Here is a 17,308-nt window from a genome sequence, read left to right on the forward strand (position 1 = left end):
AAATATGTCTACCGCGTCACGGCCATGGGCTTTGGTCCGCGCGTTGATATCCAGGCGGTTTTGCAAATGATTTACAGAGATTGAAGGACACAAGGCCATCATGCAAAGCACCCCATCCACTCACGCCTCTGTAGCCATGACATCATCCATCGCAACAAAAACGGGTACTTCAACCCGGCATTCAATGCTGGCGCACGCGCTACGCAAGCGCTGGTTGCCGCTGGCGACTTTGCTGTCTCTGGTTCTCGGCGTGACCCTTGTCATCGGCCAGAGCGTGCCGCCCAGCATTCCTGCCATCAGCCTTTCCGCCGACCCGCTATTCGCAGCCACAGGCGGAGACAAACCAGTAATGGCGCTGGCTTTATCCGTCGAGTTCCCTACCGTCGGAGCACAATACCTGACCTCTGGATCGACAGATGCAACCTACAGCAATCTGAACGAATATCTTGGGTATTACGACGCTGAAAGCTGCTACAACTACAACGATGCCCCGACAGAAACCCCGGCTACAGGTTTAACCGCCGCTGATTACAAGCGCTTTGATCGCAGTGCGCCAAGCGGAACCGGTACAAGTCTTCATATGTGTAGCAATGCCTTTAGCGGCAATTTTTTGAACTGGGCCTCCAGTTCTGCCATCGACATGATGCGCCTCGCGCTTTCCGGTGGCGACCGATATATTGACACGACCAACCTGACGATTCTGCAAAGGGCGGTCATTCCGAATGGTGACCCGGTCTGTATGTGGAACAGCAGCAACTTTCCGGCCAAGCAACTCCAAAAAGATGGCGGCGGCTCAGGGAAGTATTGGGGTGCTGTTCCCACGGCAATGGTGACGCAGGCGGCAGGCAGCGACATTTGGGTGGGCAACACGCTGAACCGAATTTATTTCGGCACCAGCGCTACCGGGAGTTGCAACAATACGGGCGCTTACGTCTTGGGCGCACCAACAACTGCAAGCCCGAGTTATGGGCCGGTTAGCAACAGCAATGGAAAGTTGCCTAGGGATGCCGTTTCTTGTGCAAATGAAAATGGAAACTGCAGCTTCAGCGGTATCAAAGAAGTCTGGTATGGAGACGAAGGCAGCAAGAAATTTAACAAAGTCCAGGCGTCTGAGGGTATCGCCTGTACCAATGCCATATTCGGCGATCCGATTAGTGGAACCGCAAAGAAATGCTATTACCGCGACACTGACGGCTCATGGGCACCACCAGCAGCATCTGCAAACCTGAACTCAGAGGGTTATTTCTTTTCACGGGTGCAGGTATGCAATGTGGCGTCCGGCACGCTGCAGGATGTTCGGGACTACGGCTTGTGCAAGCAATACCCCAATGGGAACTTCAAGCCCACAGGCAGCATTCAAAAATACAGCGATCAGTTGCGGCTAGCGGCATTTGGCTATCTGATGGATCAGACAGCCAGCTACGACAATGGTCGTTATGGTGGTGTTCTGCGTGCTCCAATCAAATATGTAGGCGCAAAAACGTTCAGTACCACCGGACAGGACAATACTGCAACGGGCGGAAACCCGAATGCAGAATGGAATTTAAGCACTGGCGTATTTAATACCAACCCCGACGGCGACACCACGCAAGCAACACCTATAAGCGGTGTCATCAACTACTTGAATAAATTTGGCCGTACTGGCCCGGTAGCCGGCCGATATAAAAAATACGACGCCGTCGGTGAACTGCATTACGAAGTTTTGCGTTATCTTCAAGGACTGCAGCCAACAGCGGATGCCGTCAGTAATATTACAACTGACATGTATGACGGGTTTCCAGCATCAACCACCTGGGCTGACCCCTATGGTGATGGCCGCTCCTCCACCGCTGATTATTCATGCTTGAAAAGCAATATCGTGGTGATCGGCGATATTCATACCCACGATGGCAACAGATTACCCACAGCCAGTGCGGCCAACAACATACTGGATATTGACTATTGGCGCTCGATCGTCCAATCATTTGAGAAAAATCAATCTGTTTCTTATACAGACGGTCAGGGCGCATCCCAAACCACCGGTAACCCTAACGGCACTAACAACAGTGTTCCGTCGGATAGCAAAACAAGTCAGATTCTTGGTACCAGCTACTGGGGACACAGTCACGATATTCGCGGTACCAACTGGACGGGAAGCCCGAGCCTGCAAAGGCCAGGGCTTCGGACCAAATCATTTTTCTTCGACGTAAACGAATACGGTGAGTCGTCAGTCGCAGCCAACCGGCAATATAGCAACCAGTTTTTCACGGCTGCCAAGTACGGCGGCTATGAATCCAATGCAGGAAATATCGGCGGAAAACCCTACAATACTTTTGGAAATCCGTTCAAGCGCCAGAATGGCACTAACGACAATAACGTCTGGCAAGATCCTACCCGCCCCGGCGAGGCCAGTACTTATTACCTTCAAAGCAGCGCAAGGGGTGTACTCAGTGCGTTCGACAGTATTTTCAGCCGCTCGTCCACGAGCGCCCGGAGCATTGCCGGCGCCGCGACTTCCGGGAAATCGCTGTCCCCAACCGGCAGCAATACAATTTACCAAGCCGCTTTTGATACCTCCGACTGGTCGGGCGATGTACTGTCAGTCCCGCTTAGCGTCACGGGAACCAGCACAGTGAGCGTAGGCGCCGCCAACTGGAGCGCGGCGGCCCGCCTTAATCTGCTTACCACGCCGGCTACGACCCGCAACATCGTGATTGGCATGCCGGGTGCAGCAGCAAATCCTGTAGCCACCGCATTCACCTGGAGTGCCATTGGCGCCGCTATGCAAGGCAATCTTCAAAAACTCACGCCGGCGTCGGCAACTGATGTTTTGGGGCAAGATCGCCTTAATTACCTGCGAGGTGACCGGTCCAACGAAGGGACGACTTTCCGCACCAGGACCAAACTGCTGGGTGATATCGTCAACTCGGGAATCGCATTTTCGGGAACGCCTACTGCGAGCGTCTCGAGCACGGCTGCGTATGCATCGTTTTACGCCACCAACGCAGCACGCACTCCAGCCCTCTTTGTGGGCGCCAACGACGGAATGCTCCACGCTTTCAATGCCAACAACGGAGACGAATTGTTCGGCTACATCCCCAGCTGGATGGCCACGAAACTGGCGGCTTTGACAAGCAAAACCTACCCAAACAACCATCAGGCTTATGTGGATGGCACCCCCGCCGTCGCGGAAGCCCAGGTTGGCTCCGCAGGCACAGCCGCTGACTGGAAGACGGTATTGGTGTCTGGAACGGGTGCGGGTGGTTCCGGCGTCTTTGCGCTTGATGTGACAGACCCCACAGCATTTTCAGCATCCAAGGTCATGTGGGAATTTACGCGTACTGACGATGCAGACCTGGGCTACGTTGTGGGCCGCCCGCAAATTCTCAAGCTGCGTACCAGCGCCCCAGGTGCGACGACAGCGACCTATCGCTGGTTTGCGGTAGTCGCCAGCGGCGTGAGCAATTACGTTGCTGACCCGCTGTTTGGTAACGCCTTCAGCGCTACCGGTAACCCAGCGTTGTTCTTGCTTGCGCTGGACAAAGCAGCAGGAGCCACATGGACTGCCGGGACAAACTACTACAAAATTTCCATTCCGGTTGACAGCACCCTGAGCACCACCACCACCACCGTAACCGGCACCGGCACAGGTTTGATAAATTTCCAGCCTATTACGGCTGGCACAGCCGGGGAACTCACGCAAATTTACATGGGTGATTTGCACGGAAAAGTCTGGAAGCTTGACTTCGCGACGCGCGGGGAAACGGAATGGACCATGGACAAACTGTCGACCTTCAAAAAAGGCAGCTCGGCACCATTCACACCCTATCCACTGTTCATCGCACAGACTGCGGCTGGTGGCGTGCAAGCTATTTCAATGGCGCCTGCAGTAGTGCCAGGACCTATCCTGAACGGCATCAAGACGACTTACGTCGCTTTTGTCACCGGAAAATATCTGGAATCATCCGACAAAACGTCCACTGCACAAAACTCGATCTATGAAGTCTTTGACAACGGATCAACCGGGGGCGACAGCACCCCGGTCGGTGCCAGCGCTATCTCCGGCCGGGGCCGCCTCAAGGCGGGCACAGTGGACACGTCAACTGGGTTGGTGAATGTTGCGACTTTCACATGGGGCCGGGCCACCAGCGACGCCGATGCCACGCAACGCTCCGGTTTCTATGCAGATTTTCCCGTGTCCGGAGAGCGGGGAATCAGCGATATGACCGTAGCAGGAAATTCTTTGCTTTTCAGCAGTTTGATACCCGCATCGTCGGGCGCGGCAGGCTCATGCGCGGCGGCTGGCGGAGATGGCAAGTTTTATTCGATTAATTACCTGACCGGCAAAGGTACGTTCAATAACTCTACCGTCGGTATACCGGGGACTCAAATCCTGTTCGACTTACCCGCCGCAACTGTTTACAAGAAAAGCAACACAACTGGTCAAAGGATCAAGACGGTCGTTCAACAGGTGTTGCAGCCAGGCTCGCTTGGTGTGGCCACGGGCGGCACGGTGACCACCGACTTTATTGCCGGTCGCTTGAGCTGGCGGCAAATCAACAACTATCAAGACCTGAAGAACGCACCATGAAATCATTGCGCATGCGAGGCTTTACCCTGATTGAGTTGATGATCGTCGTGGCTATTGTTGCCATCCTGGCGTCCATCGCCTATCCTGCTTACACCAATTCCGTTTTGAAAGGCAAGCGGGCGCAAGGCCGCACTGCACTGGCCGAGTTGATGCAGCAACAAGAGCGCTACATGACACAAAGAAACTGTTATCTGGGTTTCACTACCTTAGCCAGCTTCGTCGCTACCGCCAGTGCGCCCTCCCCGTCAACAGACTGCGGCGGGGTCACGGCAACGGCTGTGCCCTTCAAGACCTTCTCTGGAGACAATCAGTCTAGCGCCGCGTACAAGCTGACTGCAGATACCTGTCCGGCTACCGGTGGTGGCACGCTTGCCATCTCCGAATGCGTTCGTGTCAATGCCGAGCCCGTCGGCACCGACCCCGTAGCCGGTACGCTCTGGATGACGAGTACCGGAAAGAAAGGTTGCTCGGGCACGGGCGCCGCTACGCTGTGCTGGCCATGATCGTGTACAAACAGCGGGACCGGGGTTTTACCCTGATTGAACTGATGGTCACCCTGGCCATTGCGGCGGTGCTGCTGTTGGTAGCGATACCAAGCATGACGGCCTACAAGCGCAATGCAGAACTCACTTCGGCCACCAACACCCTGCTTTCAGCCATCAACGGAGCGCGAGGTGAGGCCATGAAACGGGGCATGTACGCCATGGTAGTGCCGGCGGACGGCGCCGACTGGAACACCGGCTGGATCGTCTTTGTAGACAAGAACAGGAGCCAGGCTTACGACGCTACGGTAGATCAAACTGTCTTGAATCAGGGTCCACTACCAGGATATTTCAGCGTCACAGGCAACGGTACTGCGGCCACGGGGAGCGCACCCTACATCATGTTCGATGCATCGGGCTATTCAAAAACAAAGAGCAGCAGTTTCGGGGACCTGACCCTCACCCTGACCCGTACAGATCTCTCTGGATCAGCGCTGGACGATCAAACACGCCGGGTTGTGGTTGCCAAAACCGGCCGCACCCGAACCTGCAGGCCATCGACCGATGCCAGTTGCACGGTTAGTGCCAGTCAATAGCGTTTTGTACTGATGCCAGAAACTGAAGACGAAAATTTTTTTAAATTTCTCATGACGCTGGCGAAGGAAGCAGTGTGCATCGCCTCGCCGAATCCACGTGTTGGGTGCATGCTGGTGGCAGCCGACGGCAAGCTCCTGGGAGCCGGTCATACTCAGCAAGCCAGTGGCCCCCACGCCGAGATCATGGCTCTGCGCGATGCGGCAACGCTGGGCCATTCCGTCCAGGGCGCCACCGCCTATGTCACCCTGGAGCCCTGCTCTCACCACGGCCGCACCGGCCCCTGCTGCGATGCGCTCATCGCAGCCGGCATCAAAAAGGTGGTCGCCTCGATTGCAGACCCCAATCCACTTGTATCAGGCCAGGGCTTCGCGCGCCTGCGTGCAGCGGGCATTGAGGTGCAAGTCGGCCCCGGCGCGGCGGAGTCGCGCGAATTGAACAGCGGCTTTTTCAGTCGCATGATCCGCAAAACGCCCTGGGTTCGCATGAAAATCGCCGCCTCGCTCGATGGCACGATCGCGCTGGTCAACGGGCAAAGCCAGTGGATCACATCGCCCGAAGCCCGCGCAGATGGTCACGCCTGGCGGGCCCGCTCCTGTGCAGTGCTGACCGGAATTGGCACGGTGCTGCAGGACAACCCCCGGCTTGACGTTCGCCTGGTAGAGACAGCTCGGCAACCTTACCGGGTGATTGTCGACAGCCGCCTGCAGACACCACCCGAAGCCGCCATCTTTAAGGCCGGCGGTCCCGTCTGGATCTACAGCGCAACGCATGACGCGGCCAAAGAAATTGCCTTGGCGACCATGGGCGCAACAGTCACCTGTTTGCCGGACGCACACGGGAAAGTGGATTTGGTTGCCATGATGACCGATCTGGCGCGCCGCGAAATCAATGAACTACATGTCGAAGCCGGCAGCAAGCTCAATGGTTCGCTGATTAGCGCAGGCCTGATCGACGAATTTCTGCTTTATCTGGCCCCCAAACTTCTCGGACCCGGCTCGGGGATGGCGTCTTTTGGACCGCTGCAGGCGCTTTCCGAAGCGCTTGAACTGCAATATCAATCCGCCGACAGGGTGGGTGCCGATTTACGAATCATCGCGCGCGTCGTCGGACGGGAACAGTTCTAGCGGAATATATCTCAGGGGGTAAAACAGCGCGCTGGCAGCTTTTTTCCAGGCCTTTCGAGGCCTTGTACGGCGACCGGACTCGTTTCCCTGCGAAAATAGTGGAATGTTTACCGGAATTATTACCGGCGTGGGGAGCATAGTCGCCAACCATAGCCTGGGCAGCTCTTCAAATCATGGCAAGCAAATCACGATCCAAACGCCAGCGGGCTATCTCGATGACGTGGGTTTGGGTGACAGCATTGCACTCAACGGCGCCTGCATGACGGCCACGGCACTGGACAAGGCCAACAACCGCTTCACCATCGATATTTCGGCTGAGTCACTCGCGAAGACTTGCGGCCTGGCTGAAACCGGCATCATCAATCTTGAAAAAGCGTTGCGTGCGCATGACCGGCTCGGCGGCCACATCGTGGCGGGCCATGTGGACGGCATAGGCACGGTCACCCATTTCGCTCAGGTCGGTGAAAGCTGGGAGCTGCGCATTCGAGCGCCCCAGGAACTGGGCAAATACATGGCCTACAAGGGTTCCATCACCGTCAATGGCGCAAGCCTGACGGTTAACCGGGTTACCGACCTGGCTGGTGACGCTGAAAATGCCGCTTTTTGCGAAATCAGCATGAACCTCATTCCCCACACGGTTCAAAACACGGCGCTCAGCGAGCTAGCCAAAAATTCTGAGGTCAATCTGGAAATTGACCTGATTGCGCGCTATGTCGAACGCATGCTCAAAGACACCCAATCACAACTGCCCCTCAAACAATGACCACTCCAATTTCCCCTGTCGAAGACATCGTGGCAGACATGCGCGCCGGTCGCATGGTTATTCTGGTTGACGAGGAAGACCGCGAAAACGAGGGAGACCTGGTGCTGGCGGCCGACCACGTCACGCCTGAAGCGATCAACTTCATGGCGCGCTTTGGCCGTGGCCTGATTTGCCTGACGTTGACGCGGGAGCGTTGTGAGTTGCTGCATCTCCCGCCCATGGCAGCCAGCAACGGAGCTCAATACTCAACCGCCTTCACCGTCTCCATTGAAGCCGCTGAAGGCGTCACCACCGGCATTTCCGCAGCCGACCGTTCACGCACGGTGCAAGCCGCCGTTGCAAAAAATGCCAGGGTCAGCGACCTGGTGCAACCGGGCCACATCTTTCCGCTGCAGGCGGTCGATGGCGGCGTATTGATGCGGGCCGGCCATACCGAGGCAGGCTGCGATCTGGCCGGCATGGCGGGTTGTTCGCCTGCTGCCGTGATTTGCGAGATCATGAACGACGACGGCACGATGGCCCGCCTGCCGGATTTGCAGCGGTTTGCCGCAGAGCATGGCCTGAAAATCGGCACGATTGCCGATCTCATTGAACACCGCAGCCGCAACGAATCGCTGATTGAAAAAATGGGCAGCCGCGCGCTTCAAACCGCGTTCGGCGAATTCACGGCCCAGGCTTTCAGGGACAAGACCAGCCAGGCGGTGCATCTGGCCCTGGTTAAAGGGGAATGGTCGGTTGACGAAACAGTGGCCGTCCGCGTGCACGAACCGCTGTCGGTACTTGACTTGCTTGAGACCGGCCGCTCCATGCATTCGTGGAGTCTGGACCAGGCCCTGAAACACATCGTGGACGAGGGCAAGGGGGTGGTCGTGCTGCTCAATTGCGGCGAGAGTGCGACGCAGCTGCTGGCGCAGTTCGAGGGTACTGCCCGAGCCGCCCAGGCGCCCGAGCGCGGCCGCGTTGACTTGCGGACCTACGGCGTCGGCGCGCAAATCTTGCGCGAGTGCGGCGCGCACAAAATGATGCTCATGGGCAAGCCGCGCCGCATGCCCAGCATGACCGGCTATGGCCTCGAAATCGTCGGCTATATCGACAAAAAATAAACCAGCCGGATTAAAGGAAACTCATCGTGTTTGGCGCAGAAAAAGGTCTGGCTGACAAGCTTGACGGTAAAAAACTTTCCATTGGCATTGTGCAGGCGCGTTTTAATGAAAGCGTGACCAACGCCCTCGCGCAGGCCTGCAAGCAGGAGCTGCTGAGCCTGGGCGTAGAGGAAAAAAACATCACTCATGTGCTGGTGCCCGGCGCGCTGGAGGTGCCCTGTGCGTTGCAGGCACTGGCCGAAAGCGAAAAGTTCGATGCCCTCGTGGCGCTGGGCTGCATTATCCGGGGCGAAACCTACCACTTCGAATTGGTGGCCAATGAAAGCGGCTCTGCCGTGACGCGTCTGGCGCTGGACTACCAGCTGCCCATTGCAAATGCGATTTTGACGACTGAAAACCTGGTCCAGGCGCAGCAGCGCCAGGATGAAAAAGGACGTGATGCGGCGCGTGTCGCCGTCGAGATGGCAAACCTGCTCAATGAGCTTGACTGAACATTTCTTTTATACAAAATTTAAACGGAGCTTCATGGCTGAACCCATCGTCAAACCCAAACGTCCACCGCAGATCCGTACCGGCCTGACCGACACCGGCGTAAAAAAGGCAGCCGATAAGTCGGCACGCACCCGTGCGCGCGAATTTGCCCTGCAAGCCCTGTACCAGCATCTGGTGGGTCAAAACGAAGCCGACTCGATTGACGCCTTCACGCGCGACCTGGTGGGCTTTCACAAGGCGGATTCGGTTCATTACGATGCCCTTCTGCGCGGTTGCATTGAATCGTCGAAGACGCTGGATGACCGTATTACGCCTTTGCTTGACCGTAAGATGGCCGAAATCTCGCCAGTTGAGCATGCCGTGTTGTGGATAGGCGCTTATGAATTCACGAACTGCCTCGATGTGCCTTATCGCGTCGTGATCAACGAATGCATTGAATTGGCCAAGGCTTTTGGCGGTACCGACGGTCATAAATACGTCAATGGTGTTTTGCACAAGATGGCCCCTTCCTTGCGCGCCGCAGAAGTTGCGGCCGATCACGCCAGATAACTGCTGGCAGACCCGCACGAACAATGAAAGCTTTGCCGTGAAAATCTCCCAGCGGGCTCAAAGGATTGAGCCCTTTTACGTCATGGAGGTTGCCAAGGCAGCCGCCACGCTGGCGCAACAGGTTGCACACACCGGTCAACCGATGATTTTTCTCAATATCGGCGAGCCAGACTTCACGGCGCCACCCCTGGTTCAGCAAGCCGCCGCGCGGGCCATTGCGCAGGGCAACACGCAGTACACCCAGGCTACCGGTCTGCCCGCTTTGCGCGAACGCATCAGTGACTGGTATGCGTCTCGCTTTGGCGCGGACGTATCCGCTGAACGCATCATCATCACAGCCGGTGCTTCCGCCGCGCTGCAACTCGCATGTCTGGCGTTGATCGAGACCGGGGACGAGATCCTGATGCCGGACCCGAGCTATCCGTGCAACCGGCATTTTGTCAGCGCAGCCGAAGGCACGTCGGTGCTGATTCCGACGACAGCTGACGAACGCTTTCAGCTCACCCGGGAAAAAGTTGAAGCGGCATGGAACAGCAAAACGCGCGGTGTGTTGCTGGCCTCACCCTCCAACCCGACGGGCACCTCGATTGCGCCCGAGGAGTTGCAGCGCATTCACGAATTCGTGCACGGCCACGGCGGCATAACGCTGATCGACGAAATCTATCTGGGCCTGAGTTACGAAGAACACTTTGGGCACTCGGCGCTGGCAATGCCCGGCGAGCTCGGCCAGAGTGTCATCAGCATCAACAGCTTCAGCAAATACTTCAACATGACGGGCTGGCGGCTGGGCTGGCTGGTTGTTCCCGAAGCGCTGACACCCGTCATCGAGCGAATCGCGCAAAACCTCTTTATTTGCGCCAGCTCGGTGGCTCAGCATGCCGCGCTGGCTTGCTTCGAGCCCGACAGCCTGCACGAATACGAAAGCCGCCGCGCCGAGTTCAAGGCCCGGCGTGACTACTTCATTCCTGAACTTAACCGCTTGGGGCTTCGCGTTCCCGTAATGCCTGACGGCGCCTTCTACGCCTACGCTGACTGCACCGAAGCGGCCGCCCGGCTCGGGGTTAGCGGCAGCTGGGATTTTGCCTTTGAATTGATGAAGCGCGCTCATCTGGCCGTTACGCCGGGACGGGATTTCGGACAGGCGGCACCGGAGCAGTTTGTACGGTTCTCAACGGCAAATTCGATGGCGCAGCTGAAAGAAGCCGTTTCGCGGCTGGAGTCCGTACTTGGTTGACAGACAGCCCAGCGCGTTGCCAGTCACAGACCACGGATCAGGTGTGGGGGCCGTATTCCTGTGGCCGATCCGTGTTTATTGGGAAGACACCGATGCGGGCGGCATTGTTTTTTATGCCAACTACCTTAAATTTTTTGAACGTGCACGCACTGAATGGCTCAGATCCCTGGGCATTGAACAGCAGCGATTGAAGGACTGCACAGGCTGCATGTTTGTCGTAACTGAAACGAATATTCGCTACCATCGCCCTGCCCGGCTTGATGATGAACTGATTGTTACGGCGAGCCTGATAGAAACAGGCCGTGCGTCCATGATAATCAGTCAGCAAGCGCTATTAAAAACAGAGCAATCGGGATCACTCCCGGCCCGCCTGCTTTGCGAAGGCACGCTAAGAATCGGCTGGGTTCACGGCACCAGGCTTCAGCCCATGCGCATTCCTGCGTCCATTCTCGACAGCTTAAAAAGCTGATAAAAGCTTCAACATGAACCAAGACCTCTCCATTGTCAGTCTCCTTGTGCATGCCAGCTGGGTCGTCCAGGCGGTGGTCGCGCTGCTGATTGGCATCTCCATTGCCAGCTGGGCGGCGATTTTCCGCAAGGTGGTCGCTCTCAAGCGGGCACAGCTGCTGAACGATGAATTTGACCGCGAGTTCTGGTCAGGCACCAGCCTTAATGACCTGTTTGCCGGAGCCGCCCAAAACGCCAAGCACTCGGGTTCGATGGAGCGCATTTTTGCCAGCGGCATGCGTGAGTACCAGAAATTACGTGAGCGCCACATTACCGACGCCGGCACCCTGCTGGACGGCGCGCGCCGCGCCATGCGGGCCAGCAACCAGCGCGAAATGGACGCCATTGAGGTCAACCTTTCGTTCCTCGCCACTGTCGGCTCGGTGTCCCCCTACATCGGCCTGTTTGGCACGGTATGGGGCATCATGCACGCCTTCACCGGGCTGGCAGCGCTGGAGCAGGTCACCCTGGCCACCGTGGCACCCGGCATTGCCGAAGCATTGGTGGCCACGGCGATTGCCCTGTTTGCGGCGATTCCGGCCGTGGTGGCCTACAACCGCTTCGCGCACGACATTGACCGCATTGCGAATCGCCTGGAGACCTTCATAGAAGAGTTCTCCAACATCCTGCAACGCAATCTGGGCGCACACTCGCCCTCCGGTCATTAAAGATGTTCGCCCCCACGCTTTTCACTTCGTGTAATGCGCTGCCCCCCGAGGGGGCCGCTGCGCCTGCGGCCCGGCTAAGCCGATTCCGTGGCCCTGGCTGGTATGCCATCGCCCCCACGCTTTTTACAACGCGGCCTTCTTTGCGGCCGGCTGTCTAAGAAAAACCACCATGCCAGCAGTCAGTTCCCGCGGCCGGGGCCGCCGCACCATCAGCGAAATCAACATGGTGCCGTTTATCGACGTCATGCTGGTGCTGCTCATCATCTTCATGGTGACCGCGCCGCTCATTACACCCAGCATGATTGCCCTGCCCAAGGTTGGCAAGGCGGCCAAGCAGCCGCTCAGCCCGGTGCAGGTGCTCATCAGCAAGGACGAAACCGTCCAGATCAAGATCAAGACCAATAGCGTTGTCAGCAATGCGCGCAGCGTAGCCGGCGATATCGTGAAGATGGAACCTGCGGTGAAGGCTGCGGGTGCGGAGGCCGTGCCGGTCGTCATCAGCGCTGACAAATCCATCAAATACGAAACCGTTGTTCAGGTCATGGACGCGCTGCAGAAAGCCGGCGTTTCCCGCGTCGGCCTGTCCGTGCAAACCGGCAAGTAAGCCGCCACTGACCCGAAAGGCTGCCCGAACTCCACCATGCTTAGCGCTACAGACCGTCTCGAGTTTGCCCCCGTCCCCGACAAAGGTTCACTGCGCGCTTTCGCGCTGGCAGTGCTCGCCCACATCCTGCTCATAGCGGCGCTGACCTGGGGCGTCAACTGGAAACGAAGCGACGAGGCGGCATCGTTCGAGGCCGAATTGTGGACTAGCGTGCCGCAGCAGGCTGCGCCCAAACTGGTTGAAGTGGCGCCGCCCTTGCCTGCGCCTGCGCCCCTGCCGACTCCGGCACCGGCGCCACCCCCTCCGCCGCCGGTCAAAGCGCCTGAAGTCAAAGTCAGTCCGCCAGCGCCCGATGTCGATATTGCCCTGGAGCAGGAGAAAAAACGCAAGCTGCAACAGCAACTAAAGCAGGTTGAAGAGCAGAAAGCTGAAAAGTTGCGCGACAAACGGGAAGCCGAATTGCAGGCCAAAAAGGAAAAAGAGCTGGACAGGAAAAAGGCGAAGGAACTGCAAGCAAAGGAAGATCTGGCAACGCGAAAGGCGCTTGAAGAAGCCCGCAAAGCAGAAGCCAGAAAGCAGGAAAGCAAAGACCAGGAAAAGCAGAAGCTGGCAGCCGCAGCGACAGAGAAACAAAAGCAGGCGGCAGCCGCGTCAGACAAGGAGCGCCAGGCCGCCATGAAGCGAATGATGGGGCTGGCGGGTGCCACCGGCACCGCTGATGCCAAGGGGAGCGCCCAGAGATCTTCCGGACCGAGGGGAAACTCAACCACCTACGGTGCGATAGTCAGGGCAGCCATCAAGCCCAACGTGGTTTTTACCGACGAAATTGTCGGCAACCCGATGGCAACAATCGAAGTCCGCCTGACGCTGGATGGCACCGTCATCAGCCAGCGCCTGACTAAACCAAGCGGCAACAACGAGTGGGATGAGGCCGCCATCAAAGCCATCATTCGGACGGCGACCATGCCCAGGGACATAGATGGCCGCATCCCAGACACAACACTGATTCTGGAAATGAGGCCGAGAAATTAAACCGGCCGACGAAGTTACTATGAAAATAGTAGCAACAGATAGCCGTACTCATTGGACTAGACGGCTTTTTTACTCATAAATGATGGTCGCCAACCCCTTGTCGGCCTGCGCAGTCCAGCTCGCCAGCGCCGCATCAGTCGGGAAAAATCTGGCGGCCTCACCCAAATGAAGCTCGGCCGTCGCGCCGTCACGCCGCAGGTTGAGCCGCACCGGCAAACCACGGGTCAGTTCCCCCTGCTCCGACATTTCGCGGCGCGGCGGAAAGTCCCTGACCAGCCGGGAAATGTCCGGCGCTCTGCCATTGACGGCGACGCGCAAATACTTGCCGAACTTGCAGCGCGCGGTCTCCAGATCCCAAACCTGCGTGACCTTGAAACGGCGACCAAAGCGCTCGGACGCGCCCTGTAGCGTGCCCTGCACGATCACCAGCTCGTCGTCTTTCAACAAATTGCGATGGGTGTTAAAAGTGGCCTCGTCAACCGAGGCTTCCAGCACGTCGGTCTTGTCATCCAGTTTGAAGATGATCAGCTTGCCGCGGTTGCCGTTGATGACGCGCAAATCGCCCACGATGGCGGCCAGCAGTTGCGGCTCTCGCGAATCAATCAGGTCTTCGATCTTGCGCTTGGCGAACTGCCTGACCTCCGCCTCGACCTCGTCGAAGAGGTGACCCGAAAGGTAAAAACCAATCGCGGTTTTTTCGAGCACCAGCCGCGCCTTGACGCCAAAGGGCACCGCCTCGACCAGCGGCGGCTCCTGCGTGCTGGCAGCGTGAGAATCGGACATGTCGAAAAGTCCGCCCTGGTTGGCATTGGCCTGCGTCGCCGCTGAAAATTCAAGGGCGCGCTCGCTTGAGGCCAGCAGCTCGGCGCGGTTCAGATGCAGGTTGTCAAAGGCACCACCCTTGATCAGCGCCTCGACAGTGCGCTTGTTTATCTTGCTGCGGTCCACCCGCACGCAAAAATCGTAGAGCGAGGTGAACGGCCCGCCCTCGTTGCGCGCTGCAACGACGGCGGCAATCGCCTGCTGACCGGTGCCCTTGATGGCGCCCAGGCCATAGCGCACAGCCTTGGCGCTGATCGGTTCAAACCGGTAGTCGCCCCGGTTGATGTCAGGCACCTCAAAAGTCAGCCCCATTTTCTGCGCATCACCAAACAGGATTTTCAGCTTGTCGGTGTCGTCCATTTCCACCGTCATGTTGGCCGCAAAAAACTCGGCCGGGTAATGAACCTTGAGCCAGGCGGTGTGATAGGCCAGCAGCGCGTAAGCAGCCGAATGCGACTTGTTGAAGCCGTAACCGGCGAACTTTTCCATCAGGTCAAAAACTTCGTCGGCCTTTTCCTGGCTCAAGCCGTTGACGCCGGCGCCCTTGCGGAAAATTGCCCGGTGCTGGGCCATCTCCTTCTCGTCCTTTTTACCCATGGCCCGGCGCAGCATGTCGGCGCCGCCGAGCGAGTAGCCACCCAGAATTTGAGCGGTCTGCATCACCTGCTCCTGGTAAACCATGATGCCGTAAGTTTCCTCGAGCATCGGCTTGACGCGCGGGTCCGGATATTCGGGCAGTTCCTTGCCCTGCTTGCGGGCAATGTAGGTGGGAATCAGGTCCATCGGGCCGGGGCGGTAGAGCGCGTTCATCGCGATCAGGTCCTCCAGCCGGTCGGGCCGGGCGTCTTTCAGCATGCGCTGCATGCCGATACTTTCAAACTGGAACACCGCTTCGGTCTGGCCGCTGCTGAACAAGGCATAGACCCGCTTGTCATCCAGTGGCAAATTCTGGAAACTGAAATCTTTTTGCGCCGGATATCGCTGGATGATGAACTCCCGCACAATTTCCAGAATGGTCAGCGTGGCCAGCCCCAAAAAGTCGAACTTGACCAGGCCAATCGCCTCCACGTCGTTCTTGTCGAACTGACTGACCGCCGAGCTGCTGCCGGGCTGCAGGTAAAGCGGGCAAAAATCGGTCAGCTTGCCGGGTGCGATCAAGACGCCGCCGGCATGCATGCCGACGTTGCGCGTCAGGCCTTCGAGCTTGCGGGCCAGTTCCAGCAACGTGCGAACGTCCTCTTCCTTGGCTTCGCGCTCGGCCAGAATGGGCTCGGCCTCCAGCGCATAAACCATCTTGTCGTTTTTCTTGCGGTCCGCCGGCACCAGTTGCAGCGTGACGGCCTGGCCGGGCTTGTTAGGAATCAGCTTGGAAATGCCGTCGCAAAAACCGTAGGGAAAGTCGAGCACCCGGCCCACGTCGCGAATCGCCGCGCGCGCCGCCATGGTGCCGAAGGTGACGATCTGGCTGACCGCCGAATGGCCGTACTTGTCCTTCACATAGTCAATCACGCGGTCACGGTTGCTCTGGCAAAAGTCAATATCAAAGTCGGGCATGGAAACCCGCTCGGGATTCAAAAAGCGCTCGAACAGCAGGTTGTACTGCAAGGGGTCCAGGTCAGTAATCTTCAACGCATACGCCACCAATGAGCCGGCACCGGAACCCCGCCCCGGCCCGACCGGGCAGCCGTTGTTCTTGGCCCACTTGATGAAGTCACCCACAATCAGGAAATAGCCCGGAAAACCCATCTTCAGGATGGTGTTGATCTCGAACTCCAGCCGCGCGACATACTCGGGCCGTTTGGCGTCGCGCAATGCCGGGTTCGGATACAGGTGCAGCAGGCGGTCTTCCAGCCCCTCAAACGAGGTGTGGCGAAAGTAGTCTTCAGGCAGCATGCGAACGCCGTTGACTTCGGGCGTCGGGAATTCGGGCAGCATGGGTTTGCCCAGCTCCAGCGTGAGGCTGCAGCGCCTGGCGATTTCGGCCGTGTTGGCCAGCGCCGAAGGCACATCGGCAAACAGTGCCTTCATCTGGTCAGCCGACTTGAAATATTGCTCACGGGTGAACTTGCGCACGCGGCGCGCATTGCCCAGAATTTCGCCTTCTGCGATACACACGCGCGCTTCGTGCGCTTCGTAATCCTCGTAGCCCAGAAACTGGACCGGGTGCGTTGCCACCACCGGCAGCTTCAGCCGGGCCGCCAGTTGCACGGCCGCAGTCACGTAGCGTTCGTCGTCGGCGCGCTGGGCACGCTGAAGTTCAAGGTAGAAGCGATGCGGAAACATACCCGCCAGGCGCAGGGCACACTCCATTGCGCGCGTGCTGTCACCTTGTATCAAGGCCTGGCCAACGGCTCCGCCCTGCGCCCCTGACAGGGCAATCAGGCCGGCGTTCAACTCTTCCAGCCAGGCCAGCTTGATGACCGCCTGGTCGCGCACCATATTTTTTGTCCAGGCGCGGGTCAGCAGTTCGGACAGGTTCAGATAGCCTTGGCGGTTTTGCACCAGCAGCAACAGGCGCGACGCCGGTGCGCTGGACTCTTTCCCGGGCACTTGCACCCAGACATCGGCCCCGATCAGGGGTTTGACACCGGCTTTACGGCACTCCTTGTAAAACTTGATCGTGCCAAAAAGGTTGCTCAGGTCGGTAATGGCCAGCGCGGGTTGCCGGTCGGCGACAGCGGCGGCGACGATTTCATCGATACGGTTGGTGCCGTCAACGACTGAAAACTCGGTGTGAATTCTTAAATGGACAAACATGCGC

General features: G+C 58.0%; 14 protein-coding genes and 1 pseudogene. 14 read left to right on the plus strand and 1 reads right to left on the minus strand.

Annotated elements, in window-relative coordinates:
* The 14 genes and pseudogenes from HHJ19_RS15675 to tolA all read left to right on the plus strand — a co-directional run.
* Positions 1-84 (plus strand): annotated as a pseudogene (locus tag HHJ19_RS15675) (hypothetical protein); the annotation flags it as partial.
* 52 nt (positions 85-136) lie between these two features.
* The gene (locus HHJ19_RS15680; RefSeq protein WP_296908803.1) at positions 137-4,570 is read left to right on the plus strand and encodes a PilC/PilY family type IV pilus protein; all 4,434 of its coding nucleotides are present in this window, start codon (positions 137-139) and stop codon (positions 4,568-4,570) included.
* On the plus strand, positions 4,567-5,073 hold the full coding sequence (locus HHJ19_RS15685; RefSeq protein ID WP_296908804.1) for a type IV pilin protein: 507 nt from the start codon (positions 4,567-4,569) through the stop codon (positions 5,071-5,073). The genes HHJ19_RS15680 and HHJ19_RS15685 overlap by 4 nt, the downstream gene beginning before the upstream one ends.
* Positions 5,070-5,648: a GspH/FimT family pseudopilin gene (locus tag HHJ19_RS15690; protein ID WP_296908833.1), complete on the plus strand. Its 579-nt coding sequence runs from the start codon at positions 5,070-5,072 to the stop codon at positions 5,646-5,648. Before HHJ19_RS15685 ends, HHJ19_RS15690 begins: the two co-directional genes overlap by 4 nt.
* Positions 5,649-5,660: 12 nt before the next feature.
* A complete protein-coding gene (gene ribD, locus HHJ19_RS15695) occupies positions 5,661-6,773 on the plus strand; it encodes a bifunctional diaminohydroxyphosphoribosylaminopyrimidine deaminase/5-amino-6-(5-phosphoribosylamino)uracil reductase RibD (RefSeq protein ID WP_296908805.1) in 1,113 nt (370 codons plus the stop codon).
* 103 nt (positions 6,774-6,876) lie between these two features.
* Positions 6,877-7,536 carry a riboflavin synthase gene (locus HHJ19_RS15700; protein WP_296908806.1) on the plus strand — a complete coding sequence of 220 codons (660 nt, stop codon included), beginning with the start codon at positions 6,877-6,879 and terminating at the stop codon, positions 7,534-7,536.
* Positions 7,533-8,639 (plus strand): bifunctional 3,4-dihydroxy-2-butanone-4-phosphate synthase/GTP cyclohydrolase II, encoded by a 1,107-nt coding sequence (ribBA, locus tag HHJ19_RS15705; RefSeq protein WP_296908807.1) that lies wholly within the window; start codon positions 7,533-7,535, stop codon positions 8,637-8,639. The genes HHJ19_RS15700 and ribBA overlap by 4 nt, the downstream gene beginning before the upstream one ends.
* Before the next feature lie 26 nt (positions 8,640-8,665).
* Positions 8,666-9,130 (plus strand): 6,7-dimethyl-8-ribityllumazine synthase, encoded by a 465-nt coding sequence (gene ribH, locus HHJ19_RS15710; protein WP_296908808.1) that lies wholly within the window; start codon positions 8,666-8,668, stop codon positions 9,128-9,130.
* 34 nt (positions 9,131-9,164) lie between these two features.
* Entirely contained in the window at positions 9,165-9,680 is a 516-nt protein-coding gene (nusB, locus tag HHJ19_RS15715) for a transcription antitermination factor NusB (RefSeq protein WP_296908809.1), read from the plus strand.
* A 37-nt stretch (positions 9,681-9,717) separates the two neighbouring features.
* Positions 9,718-10,914 (plus strand): pyridoxal phosphate-dependent aminotransferase, encoded by a 1,197-nt coding sequence (locus HHJ19_RS15720; protein ID WP_296908810.1) that lies wholly within the window; start codon positions 9,718-9,720, stop codon positions 10,912-10,914.
* 43 nt (positions 10,915-10,957) lie between these two features.
* Complete coding sequence (locus HHJ19_RS15725) at positions 10,958-11,383, plus strand: YbgC/FadM family acyl-CoA thioesterase (protein ID WP_296908811.1); 426 nt, start codon at positions 10,958-10,960, stop codon at positions 11,381-11,383.
* 13 nt (positions 11,384-11,396) lie between these two features.
* Positions 11,397-12,089 carry a protein TolQ gene (gene tolQ / locus HHJ19_RS15730; RefSeq protein ID WP_296908812.1) on the plus strand — a complete coding sequence of 231 codons (693 nt, stop codon included), beginning with the start codon at positions 11,397-11,399 and terminating at the stop codon, positions 12,087-12,089.
* 169 nt (positions 12,090-12,258) lie between these two features.
* Entirely contained in the window at positions 12,259-12,693 is a 435-nt protein-coding gene (locus HHJ19_RS15735; protein ID WP_296908813.1) for a biopolymer transporter ExbD, read from the plus strand.
* A 36-nt stretch (positions 12,694-12,729) separates the two neighbouring features.
* The gene (tolA, locus tag HHJ19_RS15740) at positions 12,730-13,725 is read left to right on the plus strand and encodes a cell envelope integrity protein TolA (RefSeq protein WP_296908814.1); all 996 of its coding nucleotides are present in this window, start codon (positions 12,730-12,732) and stop codon (positions 13,723-13,725) included.
* A 69-nt stretch (positions 13,726-13,794) separates the two neighbouring features.
* On the opposite strand, the gene dnaE is transcribed toward tolA, so the two are convergent.
* Positions 13,795-17,304, minus strand: coding sequence for a DNA polymerase III subunit alpha (gene dnaE, locus HHJ19_RS15745; protein WP_296908815.1), 3,510 nt, complete (start codon positions 17,302-17,304; stop codon positions 13,795-13,797).
* Between the last annotated feature and the right edge of the window lie 4 nt (positions 17,305-17,308).

Origin of the sequence: Polaromonas sp. (assembly GCF_012927415.1) — a bacterium.
Lineage (GTDB): Bacteria > Pseudomonadota > Gammaproteobacteria > Burkholderiales > Burkholderiaceae_C > Polaromonas.

Bases quoted from the DNA above. Each gene is read 5' to 3' on its own strand.
- HHJ19_RS15680 (WP_296908803.1), top strand. From the start codon at position 137: ATGACATCATCCATCGCAACAAAAACGGGTACTTCAACCCGGCATTCA.
- HHJ19_RS15685 (WP_296908804.1), top strand. From the start codon at position 4,567: ATGAAATCATTGCGCATGCGAGGCTTTACCCTGATTGAGTTGATGATC.
- HHJ19_RS15690 (WP_296908833.1), top strand. From the start codon at position 5,070: ATGATCGTGTACAAACAGCGGGACCGGGGTTTTACCCTGATTGAACTG.
- ribD (WP_296908805.1), top strand. From the start codon at position 5,661: ATGCCAGAAACTGAAGACGAAAATTTTTTTAAATTTCTCATGACGCTG.
- HHJ19_RS15700 (WP_296908806.1), top strand. From the start codon at position 6,877: ATGTTTACCGGAATTATTACCGGCGTGGGGAGCATAGTCGCCAACCAT.
- ribBA (WP_296908807.1), top strand. From the start codon at position 7,533: ATGACCACTCCAATTTCCCCTGTCGAAGACATCGTGGCAGACATGCGC.
- nusB (WP_296908809.1), top strand. From the start codon at position 9,165: ATGGCTGAACCCATCGTCAAACCCAAACGTCCACCGCAGATCCGTACC.
- tolQ (WP_296908812.1), top strand. From the start codon at position 11,397: ATGAACCAAGACCTCTCCATTGTCAGTCTCCTTGTGCATGCCAGCTGG.
- HHJ19_RS15735 (WP_296908813.1), top strand. From the start codon at position 12,259: ATGCCAGCAGTCAGTTCCCGCGGCCGGGGCCGCCGCACCATCAGCGAA.
- tolA (WP_296908814.1), top strand. From the start codon at position 12,730: ATGCTTAGCGCTACAGACCGTCTCGAGTTTGCCCCCGTCCCCGACAAA.
- dnaE (WP_296908815.1), bottom strand. From the start codon at position 17,304: ATGTTTGTCCATTTAAGAATTCACACCGAGTTTTCAGTCGTTGACGGC.